Source organism: Serratia sp. CY40230 (assembly GCF_052168835.1).
Lineage (GTDB): Bacteria > Pseudomonadota > Gammaproteobacteria > Enterobacterales > Enterobacteriaceae > Serratia > Serratia nematodiphila.
The window spans coordinates 1,500,066-1,520,904 of record NZ_JBJNLX010000001.1 but is presented as its reverse complement, the minus strand read 5'-3'; the positions used below and the strand labels follow the sequence as shown (position 1 = coordinate 1,520,904).

General features: G+C 61.0%; 17 protein-coding genes and 2 rRNA genes. 5 read left to right on the top strand and 14 right to left on the bottom strand.

Annotated features, from left to right (window positions below):
* The 3 genes from ACJ8IJ_RS07195 to ACJ8IJ_RS07185 all read left to right on the top strand — a co-directional run.
* Positions 1-231 (top strand): 23S ribosomal RNA (locus ACJ8IJ_RS07195); the annotation flags it as partial.
* 106 nt (positions 232-337) lie between these two features.
* Positions 338-453: ribosomal RNA gene (gene rrf / locus ACJ8IJ_RS07190) — 5S ribosomal RNA — on the top strand.
* 447 nt (positions 454-900) lie between these two features.
* The gene (locus ACJ8IJ_RS07185) at positions 901-2,211 is read left to right on the top strand and encodes an MFS family transporter (protein ID WP_004928860.1); all 1,311 of its coding nucleotides are present in this window, start codon (positions 901-903) and stop codon (positions 2,209-2,211) included.
* A gap of 36 nt (positions 2,212-2,247) precedes the next feature.
* Here the strand turns inward: ACJ8IJ_RS07185 and pssA are convergent, their stop codons facing one another.
* The 4 genes from pssA to trxC form a co-directional block, all read right to left on the bottom strand.
* The gene (gene pssA, locus ACJ8IJ_RS07180) at positions 2,248-3,603 is read right to left on the bottom strand and encodes a CDP-diacylglycerol--serine O-phosphatidyltransferase (protein ID WP_033645522.1); all 1,356 of its coding nucleotides are present in this window, start codon (positions 3,601-3,603) and stop codon (positions 2,248-2,250) included.
* Between the two features lie 152 nt (positions 3,604-3,755).
* The gene (locus tag ACJ8IJ_RS07175; protein WP_442518389.1) at positions 3,756-6,404 is read right to left on the bottom strand and encodes a bifunctional acetate--CoA ligase family protein/GNAT family N-acetyltransferase; all 2,649 of its coding nucleotides are present in this window, start codon (positions 6,402-6,404) and stop codon (positions 3,756-3,758) included.
* Between the two features lie 42 nt (positions 6,405-6,446).
* The gene (locus ACJ8IJ_RS07170; protein ID WP_049187045.1) at positions 6,447-7,142 is read right to left on the bottom strand and encodes a tRNA-uridine aminocarboxypropyltransferase; all 696 of its coding nucleotides are present in this window, start codon (positions 7,140-7,142) and stop codon (positions 6,447-6,449) included.
* A gap of 114 nt (positions 7,143-7,256) precedes the next feature.
* Entirely contained in the window at positions 7,257-7,676 is a 420-nt protein-coding gene (gene trxC / locus ACJ8IJ_RS07165; RefSeq protein ID WP_004928868.1) for a thioredoxin TrxC, read from the bottom strand.
* A gap of 207 nt (positions 7,677-7,883) precedes the next feature.
* Here trxC and ACJ8IJ_RS07160 point away from each other — a divergent pair, with 207 nt between their 5' ends.
* Positions 7,884-8,972 carry a tRNA/rRNA methyltransferase gene (locus ACJ8IJ_RS07160; RefSeq protein WP_004928870.1) on the top strand — a complete coding sequence of 363 codons (1,089 nt, stop codon included), beginning with the start codon at positions 7,884-7,886 and terminating at the stop codon, positions 8,970-8,972.
* A 58-nt stretch (positions 8,973-9,030) separates the two neighbouring features.
* On the opposite strand, the gene emrB is transcribed toward ACJ8IJ_RS07160, so the two are convergent.
* The 7 genes from emrB to ACJ8IJ_RS07125 form a co-directional block, all read right to left on the bottom strand.
* The gene (gene emrB, locus ACJ8IJ_RS07155; protein ID WP_161800767.1) at positions 9,031-10,572 is read right to left on the bottom strand and encodes a multidrug efflux MFS transporter permease subunit EmrB; all 1,542 of its coding nucleotides are present in this window, start codon (positions 10,570-10,572) and stop codon (positions 9,031-9,033) included.
* A 14-nt stretch (positions 10,573-10,586) separates the two neighbouring features.
* Complete coding sequence (emrA, locus tag ACJ8IJ_RS07150) at positions 10,587-11,759, bottom strand: multidrug efflux MFS transporter periplasmic adaptor subunit EmrA (protein WP_015378875.1); 1,173 nt, start codon at positions 11,757-11,759, stop codon at positions 10,587-10,589.
* Positions 11,760-11,782: 23 nt separating this feature from the next.
* A complete protein-coding gene (locus ACJ8IJ_RS07145) occupies positions 11,783-13,234 on the bottom strand; it encodes an efflux transporter outer membrane subunit (protein WP_004928878.1) in 1,452 nt (483 codons plus the stop codon).
* Between the two features lie 28 nt (positions 13,235-13,262).
* Positions 13,263-13,781 carry a transcriptional repressor MprA gene (gene mprA, locus ACJ8IJ_RS07140; RefSeq protein WP_004928879.1) on the bottom strand — a complete coding sequence of 173 codons (519 nt, stop codon included), beginning with the start codon at positions 13,779-13,781 and terminating at the stop codon, positions 13,263-13,265.
* Positions 13,782-13,943: 162 nt separating this feature from the next.
* Complete coding sequence (ygaH, locus tag ACJ8IJ_RS07135) at positions 13,944-14,291, bottom strand: L-valine transporter subunit YgaH (protein ID WP_442518388.1); 348 nt, start codon at positions 14,289-14,291, stop codon at positions 13,944-13,946.
* Positions 14,281-15,027: an AzlC family ABC transporter permease gene (locus tag ACJ8IJ_RS07130; RefSeq protein ID WP_261126203.1), complete on the bottom strand. Its 747-nt coding sequence runs from the start codon at positions 15,025-15,027 to the stop codon at positions 14,281-14,283. Before ACJ8IJ_RS07130 ends, ygaH begins: the two co-directional genes overlap by 11 nt.
* Positions 15,028-15,148: 121 nt before the next feature.
* Positions 15,149-16,348, bottom strand: a complete 1,200-nt coding sequence (locus ACJ8IJ_RS07125) for an MFS transporter (RefSeq protein ID WP_004928887.1) — start codon at positions 16,346-16,348, stop codon at positions 15,149-15,151.
* 105 nt (positions 16,349-16,453) lie between these two features.
* On the opposite strand from ACJ8IJ_RS07125, the gene ACJ8IJ_RS07120 reads away from it, so the two are divergent.
* Entirely contained in the window at positions 16,454-17,332 is an 879-nt protein-coding gene (locus ACJ8IJ_RS07120) for a LysR family transcriptional regulator (protein ID WP_044030617.1), read from the top strand.
* A gap of 30 nt (positions 17,333-17,362) precedes the next feature.
* On the opposite strand, the gene proX is transcribed toward ACJ8IJ_RS07120, so the two are convergent.
* The 3 genes from proX to proV all read right to left on the bottom strand — a co-directional run bounded on the left by proX (position 17,363) and on the right by proV (position 20,735).
* Positions 17,363-18,364, bottom strand: coding sequence for a glycine betaine/L-proline ABC transporter substrate-binding protein ProX (gene proX, locus ACJ8IJ_RS07115; RefSeq protein ID WP_442518387.1), 1,002 nt, complete (start codon positions 18,362-18,364; stop codon positions 17,363-17,365).
* Between the two features lie 69 nt (positions 18,365-18,433).
* The gene (proW, locus tag ACJ8IJ_RS07110; protein WP_004928897.1) at positions 18,434-19,540 is read right to left on the bottom strand and encodes a glycine betaine/L-proline ABC transporter permease ProW; all 1,107 of its coding nucleotides are present in this window, start codon (positions 19,538-19,540) and stop codon (positions 18,434-18,436) included.
* Positions 19,533-20,735, bottom strand: coding sequence for a glycine betaine/L-proline ABC transporter ATP-binding protein ProV (gene proV / locus ACJ8IJ_RS07105; RefSeq protein ID WP_044030619.1), 1,203 nt, complete (start codon positions 20,733-20,735; stop codon positions 19,533-19,535). The genes proW and proV overlap by 8 nt, the downstream gene beginning before the upstream one ends.
* Positions 20,736-20,839 lie beyond the last annotated feature (104 nt).

Sequence of the window (20,839 nt, the reverse complement as noted above, 5' to 3'; positions counted from 1 at the left end):
AACGCACCACTGGTGTTCGGGTTGTCATGCCAATGGCATTGCCCGGTAGCTAAGTGCGGAAAAGATAAGCGCTGAAAGCATCTAAGCGCGAAACTTGCCTCAAGATGAGTCTTCCCTGGGCCTTCAAGGTCCCTGAAGGAACGTTTAAGACTAAGACGTTGATAGGCTGGGTGTGTAAGTGCAGCGATGCATTGAGCTAACCAGTACTAATGATCCGTGAGGCTTAACCTTACAACACCGAAGGTGTTTTGGTGAGACCAAGACAATATTCAGCTTGTTTACAGATTGGTTCTGATGGCGACACAAGAGTGAAGCGGTTGGAATGAAACAGAATTTGCCTGGCGGCAATAGCGCGGTGGTCCCACCTGACCCCATGCCGAACTCAGAAGTGAAACGCCGTAGCGCCGATGGTAGTGTGGGGTCTCCCCATGCGAGAGTAGGACACTGCCAGGCATCAAATAAAACAACAAGCCTCATGCGAAAGCATGGGGCTTTTTGTTTTGTCTGTTATCTGGCGTTCTGCCCGAGCATGGGCATCCTGAGACGAATGGTGTAGGACAAATCCGCCGGGAGCGGATTTGAACGTTGCGAAGCAACGGCCCGAAGGGGGGCGGGCAGGACGCCCGCCATAAACTGCCAGGCATCAAATAAAGCCGAAAGCCCTGAACTGACGTTCAGGGCTTTTTGCTATGGGAAAAATGGAAAGTCCCCGTTGTAACCCGCTTCAGCTTTCATCGTACTGTTTAATATTCATCACAAAACCAACGCATTGTTTCTCTGAATGTCAGATATTCTTCGTCCGCTATTAAGTTTGGCTGTTAACTTATAAATAACAATAAAGTAACAACCAGGGCGGCAGGAAGCCGAATTTCATCATTGCTATGGCTCGGAGAAAATATCATGACAGAAACAACCTCGGCTCTTGGGGATGAGCACGGCGTCGAACAGGGGGCGCTGGATAACAAGAAACGCATTTTCGCTATCGTCGGAGCTTCATCAGGCAATCTGGTGGAGTGGTTTGATTTTTACGTTTACTCCTTCTGTTCCATTTACTTTGCCGCCTCGTTCTTTCCGGCGGGCAACAGCACCACGCAGCTGTTGCAAACCGCCGGGGTATTCGCCGCCGGCTTCTTTATGCGGCCGATCGGCGGCTGGCTGTTCGGCTATATTGCCGACAAGCATGGCAGAAAAAACTCAATGCTGCTTTCAGTCTGCATGATGTGCGCCGGATCGCTGGTGATCGCCTGCCTGCCGACGTATGAATCGATCGGCAGCTGGGCGCCGGCGCTGCTGCTGATCGCTCGATTGTTCCAGGGATTGTCGGTGGGCGGCGAGTATGGCACCAGCGCCACCTACATGAGTGAGGTGGCGATCAAGGGGCGGCGTGGCTTCTACGCCTCGTTTCAGTATGTCACGCTGATCGGCGGGCAACTGTTGGCGCTGCTGGTCTTGGTGATCCTGCAGCAGATATTGCCCGCTGAAGAGCTGAAGGCCTGGGGATGGCGTATTCCGTTTGCCCTGGGGGCCGTGTTGGCGGTAGTCGCGTTGTACCTGCGCCGCTCGCTGAATGAAACCTCCGATGCGAAGACGCGTAACCACAAAGATGCCGGTTCGCTGACGGGGTTGTGGAAAAATCGCAAGGCGTTCCTGATGGTGCTGGGCTTTACCGCTGCCGGTTCACTGACCTTCTACACCTTCACCACCTACATGCAGAAATACCTGGTGAACACCGCCGGTATGGACGCCAAGCTGGCCAGCGCCATCATGACCGTTGCGCTATTCGTCTTTATGCTGCTGCAGCCTGCAGTAGGCGCGTTTTCGGACAAAATCGGCCGTCGCAGCTCGATGCTGATCTTCTCAGCCTTCGCCACTGTGTTGACGGTGCCGATCCTGTTTGCCTTGAAAGGGGTGACCAACCCCTTTATGGCGTTCGGTCTGATCGTCTTGGCGTTGTTCGTTGTCAGCTTTTACACCGCGATCAGCGGGCTGCTTAAAGCCGAGATGTTCCCGCCGGAGGTGCGCGCGTTAGGAGTGGGCTTGTCTTATGCGGTGGCGAACGCCCTGTTCGGCGGCTCGGCGGAATATGTCGCGCTCTCGCTAAAATCGTTCGGCGTGGAGAACGCTTTCTTCTGGTATGTCTCCGGCATGTGCCTGCTCGCGCTGCTGGTTTCGCTTCGGTTGCATCGCAAAGGCAAGGAGATACAGCTGTAATAAAAACCCCGGCCTTGGCCGGGGTCAGAGTACCGCTTACAGGATACGGCTAATCAGCCGATCGATGCGGATGCGGCGCAGACGGCGAATCAGCTTACGCACCTTGATCGGGTACTGCTGAATGCTTTGCAGCTCCTGATAGTGGCCGACTACGGTGGTGTGAGTACGGATGCACTCCAGCTCTTTCTGCCGCTGCTCGCGCATCTCTTGCTTGGGATCGTGGATCAGAATGGCGTTTTCCAGATCCAGCCGCCAGGCGCGCGGGTTGAGATTATTTCCGGTAATCAGCTGCCACTCTTCGTCTACCCACATGCCTTTCAGGTGATAGCTGTTATCGCCATCCTTCCACAGCCGCACGATCAGCTGCCCGGTGTCGATATAACGCTGCAAGCGGCTCAGGAAGCGGCGCAGGTTGATCTCGTACAGGTAGGGCAGTGCGCCGATGATTTTGAACGGCTGGTCTTCAGGAATATAGAAGTCGTTGGCGGTTTTGTCGCCGACAATGATCTCCACCTGTTTACCCTGGCGCAGCAGATAAATGATGTTGCGCACCAGCAGCGCCGGCAGGTTGAAGTAGGGGGTACAGAGCGTCAGTTTCTGGTCGGCGCACGACATCAGGTGATGAATGGTTTTATTCAGCACGCTTTGCTTGCCAAGCCCAACCAGCGGCGTCACCGCCAGCTCATCGTTGCCGGCCTTGCCGCGGAAGTGGTAACCGGCGCGGCGCAGGGCGAAACGGAACAGGCGGGTCTCGTTTTTGATCTCCGGACTTTTCGGCCGATCGCTGCGATCGAGGCGCTGCACCGCGCCGGCGGTGAGCAGATGCTGCTTGATGTAATCGATCAGGGTATCGGCCAACACCTCATTGGTGATCAGCTGGTAGCGATCGTAACGGTATTTCTCATGCTGATGCAGATAAACGTCGTTAATGCTGGCGCCGCTGTAGATCACGGTATCGTCGACCACAAAGCCCTTCAGATGCAATACGCCCAGCGCTTCGCGGGTATTGACCGGCACGCCGTAGATCGGCACCGACTGTTCCGGATGTTGGCTGGCCATGGCGCAGTACCAGTCGGCGTTGGTATTGGCGGCGGCGGCGCCGATGCGCCCACGCTGTGCGCGGTGCCAGTCGACCAGTACGCAGATTTCCAGCTCGGGCCGCCGCTGTTTGGCTTGATACAACGCATTGAGGATCTCGCGCCCGGCGTCGTCATGCTCCAGATACAGGGCCACCAGATAGATGCGTTGGGTGGCGTTGGCGATGGCGTCCAGCAGCGTGGTGCGAAAATCGGACGGCGCGTACAACGTACGAACATCAGCAACCGTCTGGGGGAGTTTGGGCAGTTGTGCAAGGTGTTGTTGATGTTTGCTACGTTTAAATTTTGACAACATCACAGTGCGTTTCTTCTCTCATGATTGATGGCCAGAACGCCACAGGCATAAAAACAATAAACCGAATAATCGGGCGATAATACCATTAGTTGCCCCGATTGTGCGTATGTTTTGGCGTTAAGTGGTGGATTCGTAGCGCATTGCGACGCAGGTCACTGCGCGTCGGCGGCCCGCAGCGGCAGCGTCAGATTGACGATGCCGTCCTCAAGCTGCACCTCGATGCCAAAGCCCAGCCGCTGAGCCAGTGCGATCATGCCGCGGTTATTCGGCATGGTGATGCCGCTCAGACGGGTCAGGCCATGAGCGCGCGCATAGGCGATCATTTTCTCCAGCAACTGACGCCCCAGGCCCAGGCCTTTCAGGTCGGAACGCACCAGCACGGCGAATTCGGCGTCGGTGTTGTCCGGATCGGACAGCGCGCGGGTCACGCCGATGATCTCGTCTGCGCGCACCGCCACAAAGGCCATTTCTCGATCGTAGTCGATCTGCGTCATGTTGGCCAAATCGTCATGGGTAAACTCATTGATCTCGCTGAAGTAGCGATAATAGAGGTCTTCCTTGGTCACCCGGTCGATGAAATGCTTCAGCGCCGGTTCGTCTTCCGGCAGGATCGGGCGGAACAGGCACTGACTGCCGTCTTTCAACGCGATGGTCTCTTCCAGCTCATGCGGATAAGGGCGGATCGCCAGCCGCGCCTGCGGATCGCCGCTGAACGGTGCGAGCTGCATCGAAACGTCCAGCAGGGTGAATTCGCTGCCGGAGGCCAGCACCGGATGGATATCCAGCCGGGCGATCTCCGGGCAGTCGAGGATCAGGTTGGAGACCTGCACCAGCAAGCGGCTTAGCCCGGGGATATCTAAAGGCCGCAGCGCGCTGCGCCCGCGGATCTTGCCGCCTTTCACCGCCTGCAGCACCAGATAACGCGCCAGCGCCATGTTCAGCGGCGGCAGCGCGACCGCCACCTGATTTTCCTGGCGCCACTCTACGCCGCCTTCGCCCAGCATGATCAGCGGGCCGAAAATGGCATCCTGTTCCACCGCGATGCGCAGCTCCTGGGCGCCGGCGCGGTTGGCCATGCTCTGCACCAGCAAGCCGTGGATGCGCGCCTGCGGGTAGGTGCGCTTCACGCGGTCGAGGATCGCCTCCGCCGCGCGCTGCACTTCGGTCGCGGTGCGCAGGTAGAGCATCACGCCCTGAACTTCCGACTTGTGCGGGATATCCGGCGAACGCAGCTTCAGCGCTACCGGGTAGCCGATCTGTTCGGCGATATGTACCGCTTCGGCGCTGTCTTCGGCGATCCAGGTCGGCAGGGTGCTCAGGTCATAAGCCTGCAGAATGGATTGCACCTCGTGGGTATCCAGCTGGGTGGCGTCTTCGGCCAGCGCCTGATGGATCAGGCGGTGGGCGTCGGCGGTATTGGCGGTCAGGCCGACCGGCAGCGCCGGCGTCTCCTTCAGCTGCTTCTGGTTGCGGCGGTATTCCACCATATGCATAAAAGCGGTCACAGCGCCTTCCGGCGTGCGATAGGTGGGAATGGCGGCCTCGGTAAACAGCCGGCGCGCCTCTTGAGAAGAGTATTCGCCGCACCAGTTGGTCAGCAAGGTGATGTGTTTGCCGCGCGCATGGCGGTGCAGCGCGTCGATCAGCCGCTGCGCCGTGGCGGTGCCCGGCGCCGCCGCGCTCGGCGCATGGATCAGCAGCAGCGCGTCATAGTCGTGGCTGTCGAGCAGCGCTTCGAGAGCCGCCAGGTAGCGCTGCGGCGTGGCGTCGTCGCGCAGGTCGAGCGGGTTGCCGGCGCGAATGAAGTCCGGCAGCGCGTCGCTCAGCGTTGCCAGGCTCTCCTCGCTCAGCGTCGCCAGCTTGCCGTTGCGCCCGAGCAGTTCGTCCAAGGCCATCGCCGCCGGCGCCGCTCCGTTGCTGACGATCATCAGCCGTTCGCCGCGCAGCGGATGCATATGGCTGAGGGTTTCCACCGCCGAGAACAGCTCATGGGTATCCTGCACGCGCAGCAGGCCGGCGCGCTGGATGGCGGCGTCGTAAGCGGCGTCCAGCCCTTGCTGGCTGTTGAGCAATAATTGCGCCTGTTGGCTGCGGCCGCTTTTGATCACCAGAATGGGCTTATTGCGTGAGGCGCTGCGCGAGGCAGAGAGAAAGCGCCGTGCGTCGCTGATGTTTTCCAGATACAGCAGGATGGCGCTGGTCTTGCCGTCGCGCGCCAAAAAGTCGAGCAGATCGTCGACGTCGATATCCAGGCTGTCGCCCAGCGCAATGAAATAGGAGAAGCCGACCTCGCGCTGCTGCGCCCAGTCGAGAATGGTGTTGGCGACGGCGGCGGACTGCGAGATAAACGCCAGCTTGCCTTTTTGGATCGGCACCGGCGAGAAGCTGGCGTTAATGCCCTGCCACGGCGCCAGCAATCCCAGGCTGTTGGGGCCCAGCAGCCGCATGGCGTAGCGCTGCGCGCAGGCTTTCAGCTCGGCGAACTGTTCCGGTGGTGAAGAGAGCACGATGGCGGTTTTACAGCCGCGCTGCCCCAGCGCGTCGAGCAGCGCCAGATTACGCTTGGCGTGGGTGCAGATGATCGCCAGATCCGGCGTCAGCGGCAGGCTGGCGACGTCGGGATAGGCCATGACGCCGCATACCGCCTTGTAGCGCGGCGTCACCGGCAGGATGGGGCCGCCGAAACCGCCGGCCAACAGGTTGCTCATCATCAGGTTGCCGGCGCGGCCCGGCTGCTGCGAAGCGCCCAGCACGGCGATCGATTTGGGACGTAGTAGCGCTTCTAACCCTCGCTGGCTCATGCACGGCTCCTTTTGGCAACGTTATGCCTGATTTTAGGCGCTTTATGGCTGCATTGCTGTGACCGGTGCCTCCGGCCGGGTCGGTTTTCCCGCCAGATACTGTTGACGGAAATAGCGAAAATGCTGATTCAACCCTTCGGCGGCCGGCAGATCGCCCGCCTGTTGCAGCAGGGCGGCGGCCACTTCCGCCGTGCAGTGTTGCTCGGCGCGGCTGGCTTCGCGCAGCTGGTAGTCCGATGCGGCGTCGACGTTGAGGGAAAACACCGGGAATTGATTGAGATACGGGCTTTTACGGAACATTTTGCGCGCCTCCGCCCAGGTACCGTCCAGCATGATGAACAGCGGCGGTTTGCCGCCGACGGGCAGCGCGCTGAACACCGGCCGTTCGGCGTCGGCGTAGGACGCGGGGAACACTACGTAAGGCTGCCGTGTCGGATCGTTGATGGCCGCCAGCAGGGCGGGATCGACCTCGGTGCGCGACCAGAGGAACGCCTGGGTGTCCGGCAGGATATCGGCGATCAGGCGGCCGGTGTTGCTGGGCTTGAGCGGCTCGGCGCCGAACATGATCAGGCAGAAACGGCTGCCGGCCTGCTGTGGGCGAATGGTGTCGCACAGGCAGTTTTTATGCGGCAGCAGGCAACCCTGACAACGCGCCACCCGGCAACCGCGCGCCAAAAAAGGGCGGGTGGCGCGGTCTAAACGGAATTGGCGCAGGCGAAGTACGGCGTTGTCGGTCATAACGATCCTGGGGAAAAACCGCTATTGTAACGCAGAAAAAAGCCCGCCGGGAGGGGCGGGCTCGATCGGGGCGCGTTCGCGCGCAATGGCGGGATACGGCCTATACTTGCCGAATCACACTAACTCGTTGAGCCAGTTGTCAAACGGCGCTTTCGGCATCGCGCCGTTGAGCATGTCGACCATCTTGCCCTGACGGAACACCATGATGGTCGGGATGCTGCGGATGCGGAAACGGGCGCTCAGCTCCGGCTCGGCTTCGGTGTTCACTTTCACGAAGCGCACTTTGCCGGCGCGCTCTTCGGCCACGTCTTCAAAGATCGGCGCAAAGCTGCGGCACGGGCCGCACCACGGCGCCCAGAAATCGACCACGACCGGCAGATCGTCCTGCAGCAACTGGTCCAGCGTGGCGGCGGTGGCGTTGATCACTTCACCGTCGAAGAGCTCATGGCCGCAGCGGCCGCATTTCGCATTGTCCGCCAGACGTTCTTCCGGCACGCGGTTGGTGGCATTGCAAGCTGCACAAACTGTATTCATGTTGACCTCGGGTACAGAGAAAGCATGGTCCCCGCAACGCGGTTGCGGGGATGTTTCTTTAATGCTGACAATTATCGGCAAAACCCGGCGCGTGAACAATGAGGTTTGTTCAATGGATGTGATAGTTGGGAGCTTTTAGCGCAAGTTGGTGGCTTCGTGCACCAACATCAGGTAATCTTCGCGCCCTGCGCGTTGGTGGAGAAGACAATGAACGATTCATTTAGTGGCAAGAACGGTAAAGTCAAAGTGATGTACGTCCGCAGTGACGACGACAACGGCGACGACCGTAACAAGAATAAACGTCCGGCCGGCAAAGGCCGTCCGGCTGACGGTGCGCGATCGGGCCGCACCGGCCAAGACAAGGCGCGCGGCGGCAACGATCGCCGCGGCGCCGACTCCCGCCGCAGTGAAAGCGATCGTCCTCGCCGTCCGGCGCGCTCTGAAGATCGCGGTGGCAATGAGTCGCCGTGGAGAACCGTCTCGCGCGCGCCGAATGAAGAGCCGGCGTTCGATCATGGCGGCATCAGCGGCAAAAGCTTTATCGATCCTGAGCAGCTGCGCCGCCAGCGCGCGGAAGAAACCCGCGTTTACGGTGAAAACGCCTGTCAGGCGCTGTTCGCCAGCCGTCCGGAAGCGATCGTGCGCGCCTGGTTCGTGCAGTCGGTCACCCCGCGTTTCCGCGAAGCGCTGCGCTGGATGGCGGCAAACCGCAAAGCTTACCACGTGGTGGATGAGGAAGAGCTGGCCAAGGCTTCCGGCACCGAGCACCACGGCGGCGTCTGCTTCCTGATCAAAAAACGTCAGGGCCTGGATGCGCAGACCTACCTGAAAACCGCGCCGGCGACCGACTGCGTATTGGCGCTGGAAGAAGTGGGCAACCCGCATAACCTGGGCGCCATCGTCCGTTCTTGCGCCCACTTCGGCGTCAACGGCGTGCTGCTGCAGGATCCGGCGCTGCTGGAATCCGGCGCGGCGGTGCGCACCGCAGAAGGCGGCGCGGAGCACATCAAGGCGATCAACGCTGACGATTTCCTGTCGGTGCTGGATACTTTCCGCAAGGCGGGTTACACCATCGTCACCACCTCCAGCCACAAAGGCACCGCGCTGGCGCAGGCCAAGCTGCCGGCCAAGATGGTGCTGGTGCTGGGGCAGGAACGCGACGGTCTGAGCGACAGCGCCTGGCAGCAGGGCGATATGAACGTCTCGATCGGCGGCACCGGCAAGGTGGAAAGCCTGAACGTTTCCGTGGCGACCGGCATTCTGCTGGCGGACTGGTGGCGTCAGAATCAGGCGTAATTTTCTACGTCGGATAAAAAAACGGGCGCCCCAGGGCGCCCGTTTCGTTTATTGAAGCTTAGTGAGCGCCGCCGCCCCCACCGCCGCCGGAGCTGAATGGCGGTTTCGCCACCCACACCAGCACCAGCAGCACCAGGAACACCCCGGCCGACAGCCAGAAGATCTCGTTGGCGGAGATGATCAGGCCCTGCGCGGTGATCTCGTTGGCGATATACGCCGACGCCTGCTGCTTGCTCATGCCGAGCTGCTCCAGTTGCCGGTACATCTCCTGCGACTGCGGGTTGTACGGGTTGACGAACTCCGTCAGTTGCGAATGGTGCTGCGATTCGCGCTGCGTCCACAGGGTGGTGGTGATCGAGGTACCGATCGAGCCCGCCAGCGTTCGCGTGAAGTTCGACAGGCTCGATGCCGCCGCCATGCGTTCCGGCGGTAGGCCGGACAGCGTGATGGTGGTCAACGGCATGAAGAAGCAGGCGATGGCGAAGCCCTGAACGAACTGTGGCCAGGCGGATGCGCCGAAGTCCATGCCCGGTTCAAACGTATAGGCGCGCCAGTAGAAGCACACGGCATACATGATGAAGCTGAAGGTCACCAGCCGGCGCATGTCGAGCCGGTTGCCGAACTTGCCGATGATCGGCGACAGCAACACTGGGATCAGCCCGACCGGCGCCGACGCCAGCCCCGCCCAGGTGGCGGTATAGCCGTACACCTCTTGCAACAGCTGCGGCAGCAGCACGATGGCGCCGAAGTACAGCATGTACGCCAGACTGATGCACAGGCAGCCGATGGTGAAGTTGCGCGACTTGAACAGCGACAGATCCACCACCGGATGGTCGTCCGTCAGCTCCCACACCACCAGGAACAGCAGCGCCACCACCGCCACGACGGTGAGCGTGATGATCTCGGTCGAGTTGAACCAGTCCAGCTCCTTGCCCTGATCGAGCATGATCTGCAGAGAACCGATGCCGACGATCAGCAATACCAGGCCGACGGTGTCGATCGGTTTGATCTCGGTTTTGGTTTCCCGCCCCTTCAACGTCGCCATCGCCGCCACGATCACGAAGACGCCGATCGGGATGTTGATGAAGAAGATCCAGCCCCAATGGTAGTTGTCGCTGATGTAGCCGCCGAGGATCGGCCCGAAAATTGGCGCGACGATAACGGTCATCGACCAGAGCGCCAGGGCCATCGCTCGCTTGGCGGGCGGGTAGTTGTTCAACAACAAACTCTGCGACAGCGGGATCAGCGGCCCGGCCACCACGCCCTGGATCACGCGGAAGAAGATCAGCATGCCAAGGCTGTTGGAGATGCCGCACAGCCAGGAGGCGATGGCGAACAGCGCGGTGGACCAAAGGAACAGCCGCACTTCGCCGAAACGCTTCGCCAGCCAGCCGGTGATCGGAATCGAGATGGCGTTCGCCACGCCGAACGAGGTGATCACCCAGGTACCCTGCGAGTTGGAAGACCCGAGGTTACCGGAAATGGTGGGGATCGCCACGTTGGCGATGGTGGAGTCCAGCACCTGCATGAAGGTCGCCATGGCGAGCGCGACCGTCATCCAGGCAAGCTGGGCACCTTCAAGCGGTTTCTGTGGCAAGATGGCCTCCCGCGCGCTTAGCCGGCGTTCGCATGGATCACGTCGGCGATCAGCTGGTTAACCGGCGCCAGATTCAACGCCAGCGCGTCGCTCTGATACAGCGGTTTGTCGCGCACCACGTCGGCCAGCACGCGGCCGTCCAGATTGGCGGTGTCGACGGTCACCAGCGTCGAAAGACCGATGCGCAGCGGATGATCGGCCACCTGCTTGGCATCGAGCTCAATACGCACCGGCAGGCGTTGCACCACCTTGATCCAGTTGCCGGTGGCGTTTTGCGCCGGCAGCAGCGAGAAGGCGCTGCCGGTGCCCATGTCGATACCGGCCACTTTGCCCTGATACACCACGTCGTCGCCGTAGACGTCGCTGACTACCGTCGCCGGCTGGCCGATGCGCATATTGGCGATCTGCGTTTCCTTGAAGTTGGCGTCAACCCAGATGTGATCGGCCGGCACCACCGCCATCAGCGGCGAACCGGCGGCGATCTGCGCGCCGACCTGCACGCTGCGGCGCGAGACATAGCCGGTAATCGGGCTGATCACCTTGGTACGCTGCAGCGCCAGCCAGGCGTCGCGCATCTGCGCGGCGGCCTGTTGGATCGCCGGCTGCTGTTCCAGCGGGGTGTTCAGCACCATCGCCTGGTTGGCGTTGTATTGCTGCACCGCCACTTCCAGCGCGGCTTTGGCGCTGTCGACCGCATCGCGAGCGTGTTGCAGCTCTTCGCGGCCGATGGCGTCAACGCTGCCCAGCACCACGCGGCGTTTCAGATCGTTCTCGGCCTTGCTCAGATCGGTCTTGCGCAGGGCGATGTTGGCCTGATACTGCTTGCTGTTGATGATCAGCTGGTGGGTCTGACGCACGCTGTTGGCCAGGCCGGTTTTGGCGCGTTCAAACGCCTGCTCGGCATCGGTCGGATCGAGCGTCAGCAGCACGTCGCCCTGCTTGACGTAGTCGGTGTTGTCGAAGTTGACGCTGTTCACGCTGCCGGACACCTGGGCCATGATCTGCACCTGGTTGCCGGAGACGTAGGCGTCGTCGGTTTCCTGGTGATGACGCAGCACCAGGAACCAATACACTAAATAAGCCACCCCTATAACAATGAAAATAACCGTCAGCAACAGCAGCCAAAATTTGCGCTGCTTCTTTTTGCCGCTCGGCTGCTGCGGGTTTTGGGTTTCCGCGCTTGCGCTCATGGTGTTCTCCAAGCCTTATATTATTATGCTTTCGAATCCGCTGCGGCCGGGGCCTGATAGCCACCGCCCAACGCGCGGATCAGTCCTATCTTCGCCTGCAGTAAATTGCTGCTGGCATTCAACTCCGCCTGTTGCTGCTGCAATAGCTGCGTCTGGCTGGTCAACAGATCGTCGCGCCCGATAATCCCTGCCTGGTAACGGGCGTTGGCGACCTGATACACCTGTTGCATCGACTGGGCCGCGGACGCCGCCTGCAGTTGCTGCTGCGCAGAACTCTGCTGGATGGTGATGGCGTCGGCAGTTTCCTGTACCGCATTCAGGATGGTTTGGTTGTAGGATTCCACCGCTTCGTCATACAGCGCGGATTCCTCGCCCAGCTTGCTGCGCAGCGCCCCGGCGTGGAAGATCGGCAGCGAGATCGCCGGCATCACGTTCCAGGCCTGGCTGGCCGCTTCAAACAGATTCGGGCTGGTGCCACTGGTATTGGTGGTCATCAGGCCGGCGAAGGCTGAAATGGTCAGGCTGGGGTAAAACTCTTTACGCGCGGCGCTGACGCGCTGGCTGTAAGACTCCACCAGCTGGCGTTGCGCGGCGATGTCCGGGCGTTTGCCCAGCAGATCCGCCGTCAGCTCGCCCTGCGGCGCCATCAGGTTGTCTGCGGGCAAAGGCACCTGACGCAGGTGCTGCATGGCGTTCGGGCCCTGGCCCGCCAGCGCGGCGAGCTGGTGTCTGAGCTGTTCGATTTGCGACTGCAGCTGCAGAATTTGCTGTTTGGCGACGTCGGACTGCGCCTGGGTTTGTTGCGGCACGTCGACGCCGGTCAGGCCGGCCTGATAGCGCTGTTGGCGCAGCGCGGTCAGGCGCTCGTTGTTGTTCACTTCCTGCTGCAGCAGCTTCTCGAGCGCGAGATTGCTCTGCAGCTGATAGTAGGCGGACGCCACCGAGCTGGTCAGTGTCAACGCCGCCTGTTCCTGCTCGGCGCGCGCTGCGTTCACTTGCGCCTTGGCGGCGTTCACCTGGTTGCGGTATTTGCCCCACCAGTCGAACTCGTACGCCAGGTTCAACCCCAGCGAGTTGGAGCTTGAATAGATCGGCTTATGCGGATACCCCAGCCCCATATTGACGTTCTGCGGCACGCGCTGGCGCTGGGTGCTGGCGTTCAGATCCAGGTTCGGCCCGTTGGCGGCGCTGGCTTCGCCTACCACGCTCTGCGCTTCGCGCACGCGGGCGGCGGCCTGACGCAGGGTCGGCGAACTTTGCAGCGTCTGCGTCATCAAGGCGTCCAGCTGTGGATCCTTGAGGGCGCGCCACCACTGCGGGCTGACGGCCAGCGAACTGACTTTCGGCTGAGCCAACTGCAGGCTCTGCGGATCCATCAGCGTGGATTGCGGGGCAATATTATCGGTCGAAGCACACCCGGCCAGCAGCAACACGGCGAACAGCGGGGTGAATCTCCAGTGAAATGGGGATCGCATAAGTAGGTACCTGAACAGAAATTGTGAATTAGGGTAACTGTTCTGTGATTTCCATTTGATCCAGACGTGCCAGCAATTTGCGCGTCAGCTGTTCCAGCTGTTTTTGCTCATCGTCGGTCAGCGTGGACCACAGGAAATGCAGACATTGGTGCTGCGGCGGCAGCAGTTGACTGAGAAATTCTTCCCCCTGCGGCGTCAGATGCAGATGCAGGCAGCGGCGATCGTTGTCGCTTTCCCGGCGTTCGATCCAGCCGCGCTTCTCCAGCTCGTCGGCGATGCGGGTTGCATTGGTGCGCGAGGAGCCCAGGGCAGAGCTTAGCTCAGAAGGTTGGATGCTGTGGCTTTCCTGCGCATCCAGGGTAATCAGCGCCATAAACAGTGTTTCGTTAATCCCCTGCGCTTTCAGCATCTTATTGCGGTTTTCCAGCAGCTTGCCTTGCATGTGCATGCACAGGCGGGTCAGCAGGATTTCCTGATAAGGGAAATCTTTCTGCCGCGTGGCGCGGAAATTCAGCATTTGTTCTATGGGGGCAAACGAGCTTTCCATAATTTAGGGCCTCATTAATTTCGTTCGAGATAGTAACGACGGTGACAAATAATGTAAATGTTCAGCCGTGCGGATAATTTAGCAATTCGTGTCATTTGTCAGTGTTTGTAAAGATGTGGCGCCTGAAAACGCCAGTGTGAAGCCAAACGATCGGGACCGGCGTCAGCCCGCACCGAAAATCATTAACAGTTTTAATGTGACGCCGAAGGCCGTTGCGCCGAGCAGCGTCGACAGAATGATGCTTTTGCTGCGGTAGAAGCACAGTGCCAGCGCGGCGAACCCCACCAACGTCGGCAGCAGCTTGTCCGGCTCGCGCATCACCACCGGCGTGCTGGAGACCACCAGCAGGGCGCAGATCGAGGCGATGCCGATGCTGTCGAGCAACAGGGCGGCTTTACCGCGTTTGAGGCCGGGCTGGGCGTGCGCCGGCGCCAGCCGCAGCGGCAGATAACGGAACAGGTAATTGGCGCAGCCCACCACCAGGCCGATCACCAGCACATCAATGTTCATGGCTGGCCTCCGCATGTGCGGGTTGGAACAGGGCGGCAATGCAGCCGGCGCCGATGCCGGCCAAAATGGCGACCGGAATGGAGAACAGCACCACGCCGAGCAGCGCGCCGGCCAGCGCGGCGGCGATAGTCAGGCTCTGCGGGCGGCGGAAGGCGGCCAGCAGGAAGCTGAGAAACAGCGCCGGCAGCATGAAGGCCAGCGAGGCCTCGATCACCGGGAACTGCTCCAGCGGGCCGTTGCCGAACAGCGCGCCGAGCGCGGTGCCGGCCACCCAGGAGAGCCAGGAACAGAGCGCGATGCCCAGCATCCAGTTTTCGCTCCAGCTGCGGTTATTGCGCATCAGCCTGGCGGTGGCGGCGGCGAAGACCTCATCGGTCAGGCCAAAGGCCCATATCGCCGTTTTGCCGGGCGACATGCGCGAGACGATGCGGTGACGCAGCGCCGGGCCGTACAGCAGGTGGCGCACGTCCATCGCCATCACCGTCAATGCGGAGACCCACAGCGACATCCCGGCGCTCAGCAGAGCGGTGATCACGAACTGGCTGGCGCCGGCGTAGATGATGCAGGAGAAGAAAATGCTTTCCAGCGGGGAAAAACCCAGTTTGACGGCGCTGAGGCCGAAGGCGAACGCCACCGGGACATACCCGATGACGATCGGCAAACTGTCGACGACGCCGTTGGCGAAGGTGGCGCTGACGGCGGGCGGATTGAGGCTGTCTGCAGCTTGGCTTTGCATGGTTGTGGATCGCAGGGTAGATAGGACTTCAATAGTTTATGCCCAGAACATTACCAGAGAGTAAGTAATGTTTATACCCTGCACCGCTAATAAATTTCTTTAGTGACTATTTGCACGATAATCAGATTGTCGCCGGCCCCTGCGGATCGTGGTGCTTGCCGAGCCACCAGGTCAGCAGGTTGAGCAGGCATAACACCCCGCCGGCGGCGGCCACGCCGTACCAACCGGCATGTTGATAGGCCGAGGCGGAGAGCAGCGAACCGAGCGCGCCGCCGATAAAGTAGCTGGTCATGTAGCCGGCGGTCAGGCGGTTGCGCGCGTCCGGCATGATGCGGTACATCACGCTCTGGTTGGTGACGTGTACCGCCTGCACCGCCAGATCGAGGATCAGAATGCCGGCGATCAGCGCCCACAGCGATTGTTTGGCGAACGCGATAGGGATCCAGGACAGCAGCAGCAACACCAGGCCGACGGTGGTGGTCAGCCCGGCCTTGCCTTTGTCCGCCAGATGCCCGGCGCGCGAAGCGGCCAGCGCCCCGGCGGCGCCCACCAGGCCGAACAGCCCAATCACCCCCTCGGAATAGTTGAACGGCGGCGCGGCGAGCAGAAAGGCCATTGAGGTCCAGAGCACGCTGAAGTTGGCGAACGACAGGGCGCCGAGGATGGCGCGGGTGCGCAGCAGCGGCGTGCGGCAGAACAGGCTGAAGATCGAGGCCAGCAGCTGCGGGTAGTTCAGCCCGGAGTGTTGCTTATAGCGCGGCAGCGCGCGCCACAGGATCAACGCCATCAGGATCATCAGCACGCTGGCGACCCAGTAGATGGTGCGCCAGCCGCCGAACGACGCCAGTGCGCCCGCGACGGTGCGCGCCAGCAGTATGCCGAGCAGCAGGCCGCTCATGATGATGCCGACGGTCTTGCCGCGCTTTTCCGGGTGAGCCAGCGTGGCGGCCAGCGGCACCAGGATCTGTGCCACTACCGAGAACAGCCCGGTGAGCGCGGTGCCGAGGATCATCATCGGCAGCGTGGCGGAGGTGGCGGTGATCAGCATGCCCCCGGCGGCCAGCAGCGTCATGAAAACGATCAGCCCGCGGCGCTCGAACATGTCGCCGAGCGGCACCAGCAGCAGCAGGCCGGTGGCGTAACCGAGCTGCGCGGCGGTGACGATAAAGCCGGCCTGGTTGACCGACAGGTTGAAACTGGTGGCGATGGTTTCCAGCAGCGGTTGCGCGTAATAGTTGCTGGCGACCGCCAGGCCGGTGGCGATGGCGATCAGCACGGTCAGCGCCGGGCTGAGGCCCGGATGGGCGTTTTTTGGGGTCATGATTTTTTCATCACGGGAAGAAGATAGCGCGCAGTATCCGGCAACGCGTCTGCGGAAACCAATGTATAATTTTCATTTGATTTATCTCATTTCAAGATAGATGCCATGAACCTGAAACAGATCCGCTATGCGCTGGCGGTGGCGGAAGAACAGAGTTTCACCCGGGCGGCGCAGCGCTGCCATACGGTGCAGTCGGCGCTCAGCCACCAGATCGCCAAACTGGAAGAAGAGCTGGGCTGTACGCTGTTTGAACGCACCTCGCGCCGGGTGCGGTTGACCCCCGCCGGCCAGGCTTTCATTCCGTCGGCGCAGCGGCTGTTGGCGGCGCAGCAGGCGCTGGTGGAAGAGGTGACCGCCGCCGGCGATGCGGTGTCCGGCACCCTGACCATCGGCACGATTTCAACCATAAACGCGATTGATCTGACCGAAAAGCTCGACAAGTTTCATCGCCACTATCCGGCGGTGAACATCCGCCTTTACGTTGGCATGAGCGAAGCCCTGTTGGAGGACGTGCGTCAGCAGAAGTGTGATATGGCGTTTGTCGGCATCTGGCCCGGCGATGTCGATTTACTGCCGATGTCGCACCGGCAGTTGACCGATGAGCCGCTGGTGGCGCTGGTGGCGCCGCAGCACCCGCTGGCCAACCGCGAGCGGGTCAACCTGCAAGCGCTGGCGGAAGTGCCGCTGGTGGATTTTTACAGCGGCACCGGCGCGCGGCGCCAAACCGATCGCGCCTTCCTGGCGGCGGGCATCCGCCGGCACGTCAGTTTTGAGATCGATCATATCGAATGGCTGGAGAATCTGGTGCGGCGCGGGTTGGCGGCGGGTATCGTACCTGTCTCGACCGCGCAACGCTTAAGCGCGTTGGTGTCGATTCCGATTGAAGACGGGCCGCGGCGCCAGGTGTATTGCATTTGGCCGCAGCCCTTATCGAACGCCGCCACACGTTTTTTACAGTTCAGCGGCATTGATATGGTGGGGTAGGGGCGCGGCAAAGGCGGCGCCCCTGAACGGTTACGGCTTCGCCGCTGCGGCGGCGGTTTTCACCCAGCCGTCGAAGGTGGCCTGGTGCGCCTTGATCCAGCCGTTGACGTGGTTCTGGATATCGGCTTCCGAAGCCTGGCCTTCATGCATGCGCAGGTTTTGCGCGTTGATGTCGGCGATCGGCAGCTTCATGATGGCGAACAGCTTGGCGGCCGCCGGATTGGCTTCGGCCCACTGTTTGTTAGCGGCGATGCGCATGGTGTTGACCGGGAAGCCGTAGTTGGCGCCGTTAGGCAGTTTGGTGTCGACGTTTTTCTGCTCGCCCGGCAGGGAGGAAAACGGCACCTGCAGCCAGACCACGTCGCGGCCCGGCACCATCACATCGCTGACCCAGTACGGCGTCCAGGTGTAATACAGCACCGGTTTGCCCTCTTTGTAGCGGGTGATGGTGTCGGCGATCATCGCCGCGTAGTTGCCCTGATTGTGCTCGACGGTGTTGCTCAGGCCATAGGCCTTGATGTGGTGGTTGATCACCGCTTCGCAGCCCCAGCCCGGGGTGCAACCGGTCAGATCGGCCTTGCCGTCGCCGTTGGTGTCGAACAGCTTGGCGAGCTTGGGATCCTTGAGCTGCTCGACGTTGGTGATGTGGTATTGCTCGGCGGTTTTCTTGTCGATCAGGTAGCCCTGCGCGGCGCCGTTGACGTAGACGCCTTCGCGGTAGAACTTGGCGTCGCCGCCGGCGGCCTTGTACTGATCGGCGTGCAGCGGATCCCAGTTGACCGCGATAAAGGTCGCGTCACCGGAGGCGATCGAGGTGTAGGCGACGTTGTAATCCACTTCACGCGGTTCTTTCACGTCGTAACCCAATTTTTCCAGCGCCTTGCTGACCAGCAACGTCTGGAACGTCTCTTCGGAAATGGTGCTTTGCACCGGCTGTACCGCGATCCCCTTGCCGGGTAAATCTGCTGCGCTCACGCTCTGTGAGCCAATCAGCGTCGTCAGGGCGAGAGCCCAGATGCCCGTGGTGCGCATAGTGTTTCCCCTCTTTCGATGTGGTGGTGTCATAGCCCGCCGGGGCCGCAGCCGCCGGCGGGAAAAGCGTCAGGCTTGCTTGATGAACGGGCGAGTCAGTAACCCGATGGGGCCGCGGCGATACCAGCGGCCGATGCCTTTACTGCGGCGATCGCGCCCCAGCGATTGGGTGAGGCGATCGAGAATGATCGCCAGGATCACGATGCCGACCCCGCCGACGGCGGCCAGGCCCATGTCCAGCCGACCGATGCCGCGCAGCACCATCTGCCCCAGGCCGCCGACGGCGATCATCGAGGCGATGACCACCATCGACAGCGCCAACATCAGCGTCTGGTTAACGCCGGCCATGATGGTCGGCATCGCCAGCGGCAGCTGCACCTTGAACAGCAGCTGGCGCGGGCTGGCGCCAAAGGATTCGGCGGCCTCGATCAGATCCTCCGGCACCTGCTTGATGCCGAGAATGGTCAGACGCACGATCGGCGGCAGTGCGAAGATGATGGTCACTACCACGCCCGGCACGTTGCCGATGCCGAACAGCATGACGATCGGCACCAGATAGACGAAGGCCGGAGTGGTTTGCATGGCGTCGAGCAGCGGCCTAATCACCTTGGCGGCATGCTTGCTGCGCGCCAGCCAGATGCCGAGCGGCAGGCCGATAAGGATGCAGAAGAACAGCGCGGTCAGCACCAGCGCCAGCGTGACCATTGCCTGCGACCAGGCGCCGATGGCACCGATGGCGATCAGGGAGAGCAGCGTCGCGGCGCCCATGCCGAGGCCCGAGACCTGCCAGGCGAGCAGCGAGAACACCAGAATGGCGATCGGCGCCGGCATGCCCAGCAGCAGTTGTTGGAAGCCGCTCAGGATCATGTCCACCGGCACGCGGATGCCCTGGAACAGCGGGCGGAAGTGCAGCACCAGCCAGTCGATGCCTTGCGTGACCCAGGTGTCGAACGGTACCCAGGCTTTGTGGAACGGATCGAGCAGGCTGAAGTGCTCCGGCTGCGCCGGGGCGCCGCTGAGCCAATCGGCGCTTTGCCCGGCGGCGTCATGTGCGGCCGGCGGCGGCGCGCTGGACCAGGCGTCACCGGCGTTGGCGGCGGCATCGCTGGCAGGTGCGGCGCCGGTATCGGCCGGTGCGGTAGCCCAGGGATCTTGGGTTTGCGTGGTATCACTCATGGGTTGAGCCCTCCTTGTCCAACGCCTGCAGCAGCATGGCCTTGGAGATGATGCCGAGATAGTTATGTTCTTCGCCCACCACCGGCACCGCACACGGCGCCTGGGCGACCAGGGAAATCAGATCGCTGAGCGGCGTGTCGGCCGGCACGGCGGCGGGGGCCTCGAGCAGGGCATCGTCCAGCGTTTGATTGGCGGACAGCGCCTTTTTCAACGACTCTATCGACACCACGCCGATAAATTTCTTCCCGCGTTCAACAACATAACCATAATCACGGTCCTCATCGCGCAGCAGCTGCAGCGCCGAGCGGGGGCCAAAACCGGGGGTTTTGCGGATCAGCGTCACCGGGCGCCGTTGGGCGATATCCTTGGCGCTGAATACATGACTGATGTCCACGCCGCGGAAGAAGGTGCGCACATAGTCGTTGGCCGGGTTGTTCAGGATCTCGTCCGGCGTGCCGACCTGGATCACCTCACCGCCCTGCATGATGGCGATGCGATCGCCAATGCGCATCGCTTCGTCCAGATCGTGGGAAATAAACACGATGGTGCGCTGATGCTGAGCCTGTAATTTCACCAGCTCATCCTGCATTTCGGTACGAATTAACGGATCGAGCGCCGAGAAGGCTTCGTCCATCAATAATATATCCGGGTTATTGGCCAGGGCGCGGGCTAATCCCACGCGCTGGCGCATACCACCGGATAATTCATCCGGATAAGACAGCGCATAATTCTCCAGCCCGACCTGACGCAGGGCATCCAGCGCTTTTTCCTGGCGCTCCTGCAGCGGTATTCCGGCTAACTCCATACCGAAAGCGGTGTTATTCAGGACATTCATGTGCGGCATTAGCGCGAATGACTGGAATACCATGCTGATCTTATTTCGCCGCACGGTGCGCAGCGCGGTGTCAGATATTTTGGCGATGTCCTCACCGTCGATCAGCACCTGACCGCGAGTGGGTTCTATCAGACGATTGAGAAGGCGTACCAGGGTGGACTTGCCGGAACCGGAGAGCCCCATGATGACAAATATCTCGCCTTCTTCAATGGCCAGAGTGGCGTCTTTTACGCCGAGCGATAAGCCGGTTTTTTCAAACAACCGATCTTTTGTCAGACCTTTATCCAGCAGTTTGAATGCGCGTTCCGGGTGTTCGCCAAATATCTTATACAGGTTCTTTACTTCGAGTTTAATTGCCATGCAATTTGCTGTTTCCTCTGGTTTAATTAACGCGTTATGGGCTGTCCTTAGCAAAATAAAAGAGCTTTTTACCCTAACACAGTGAATATCTGAGACAACCCTCA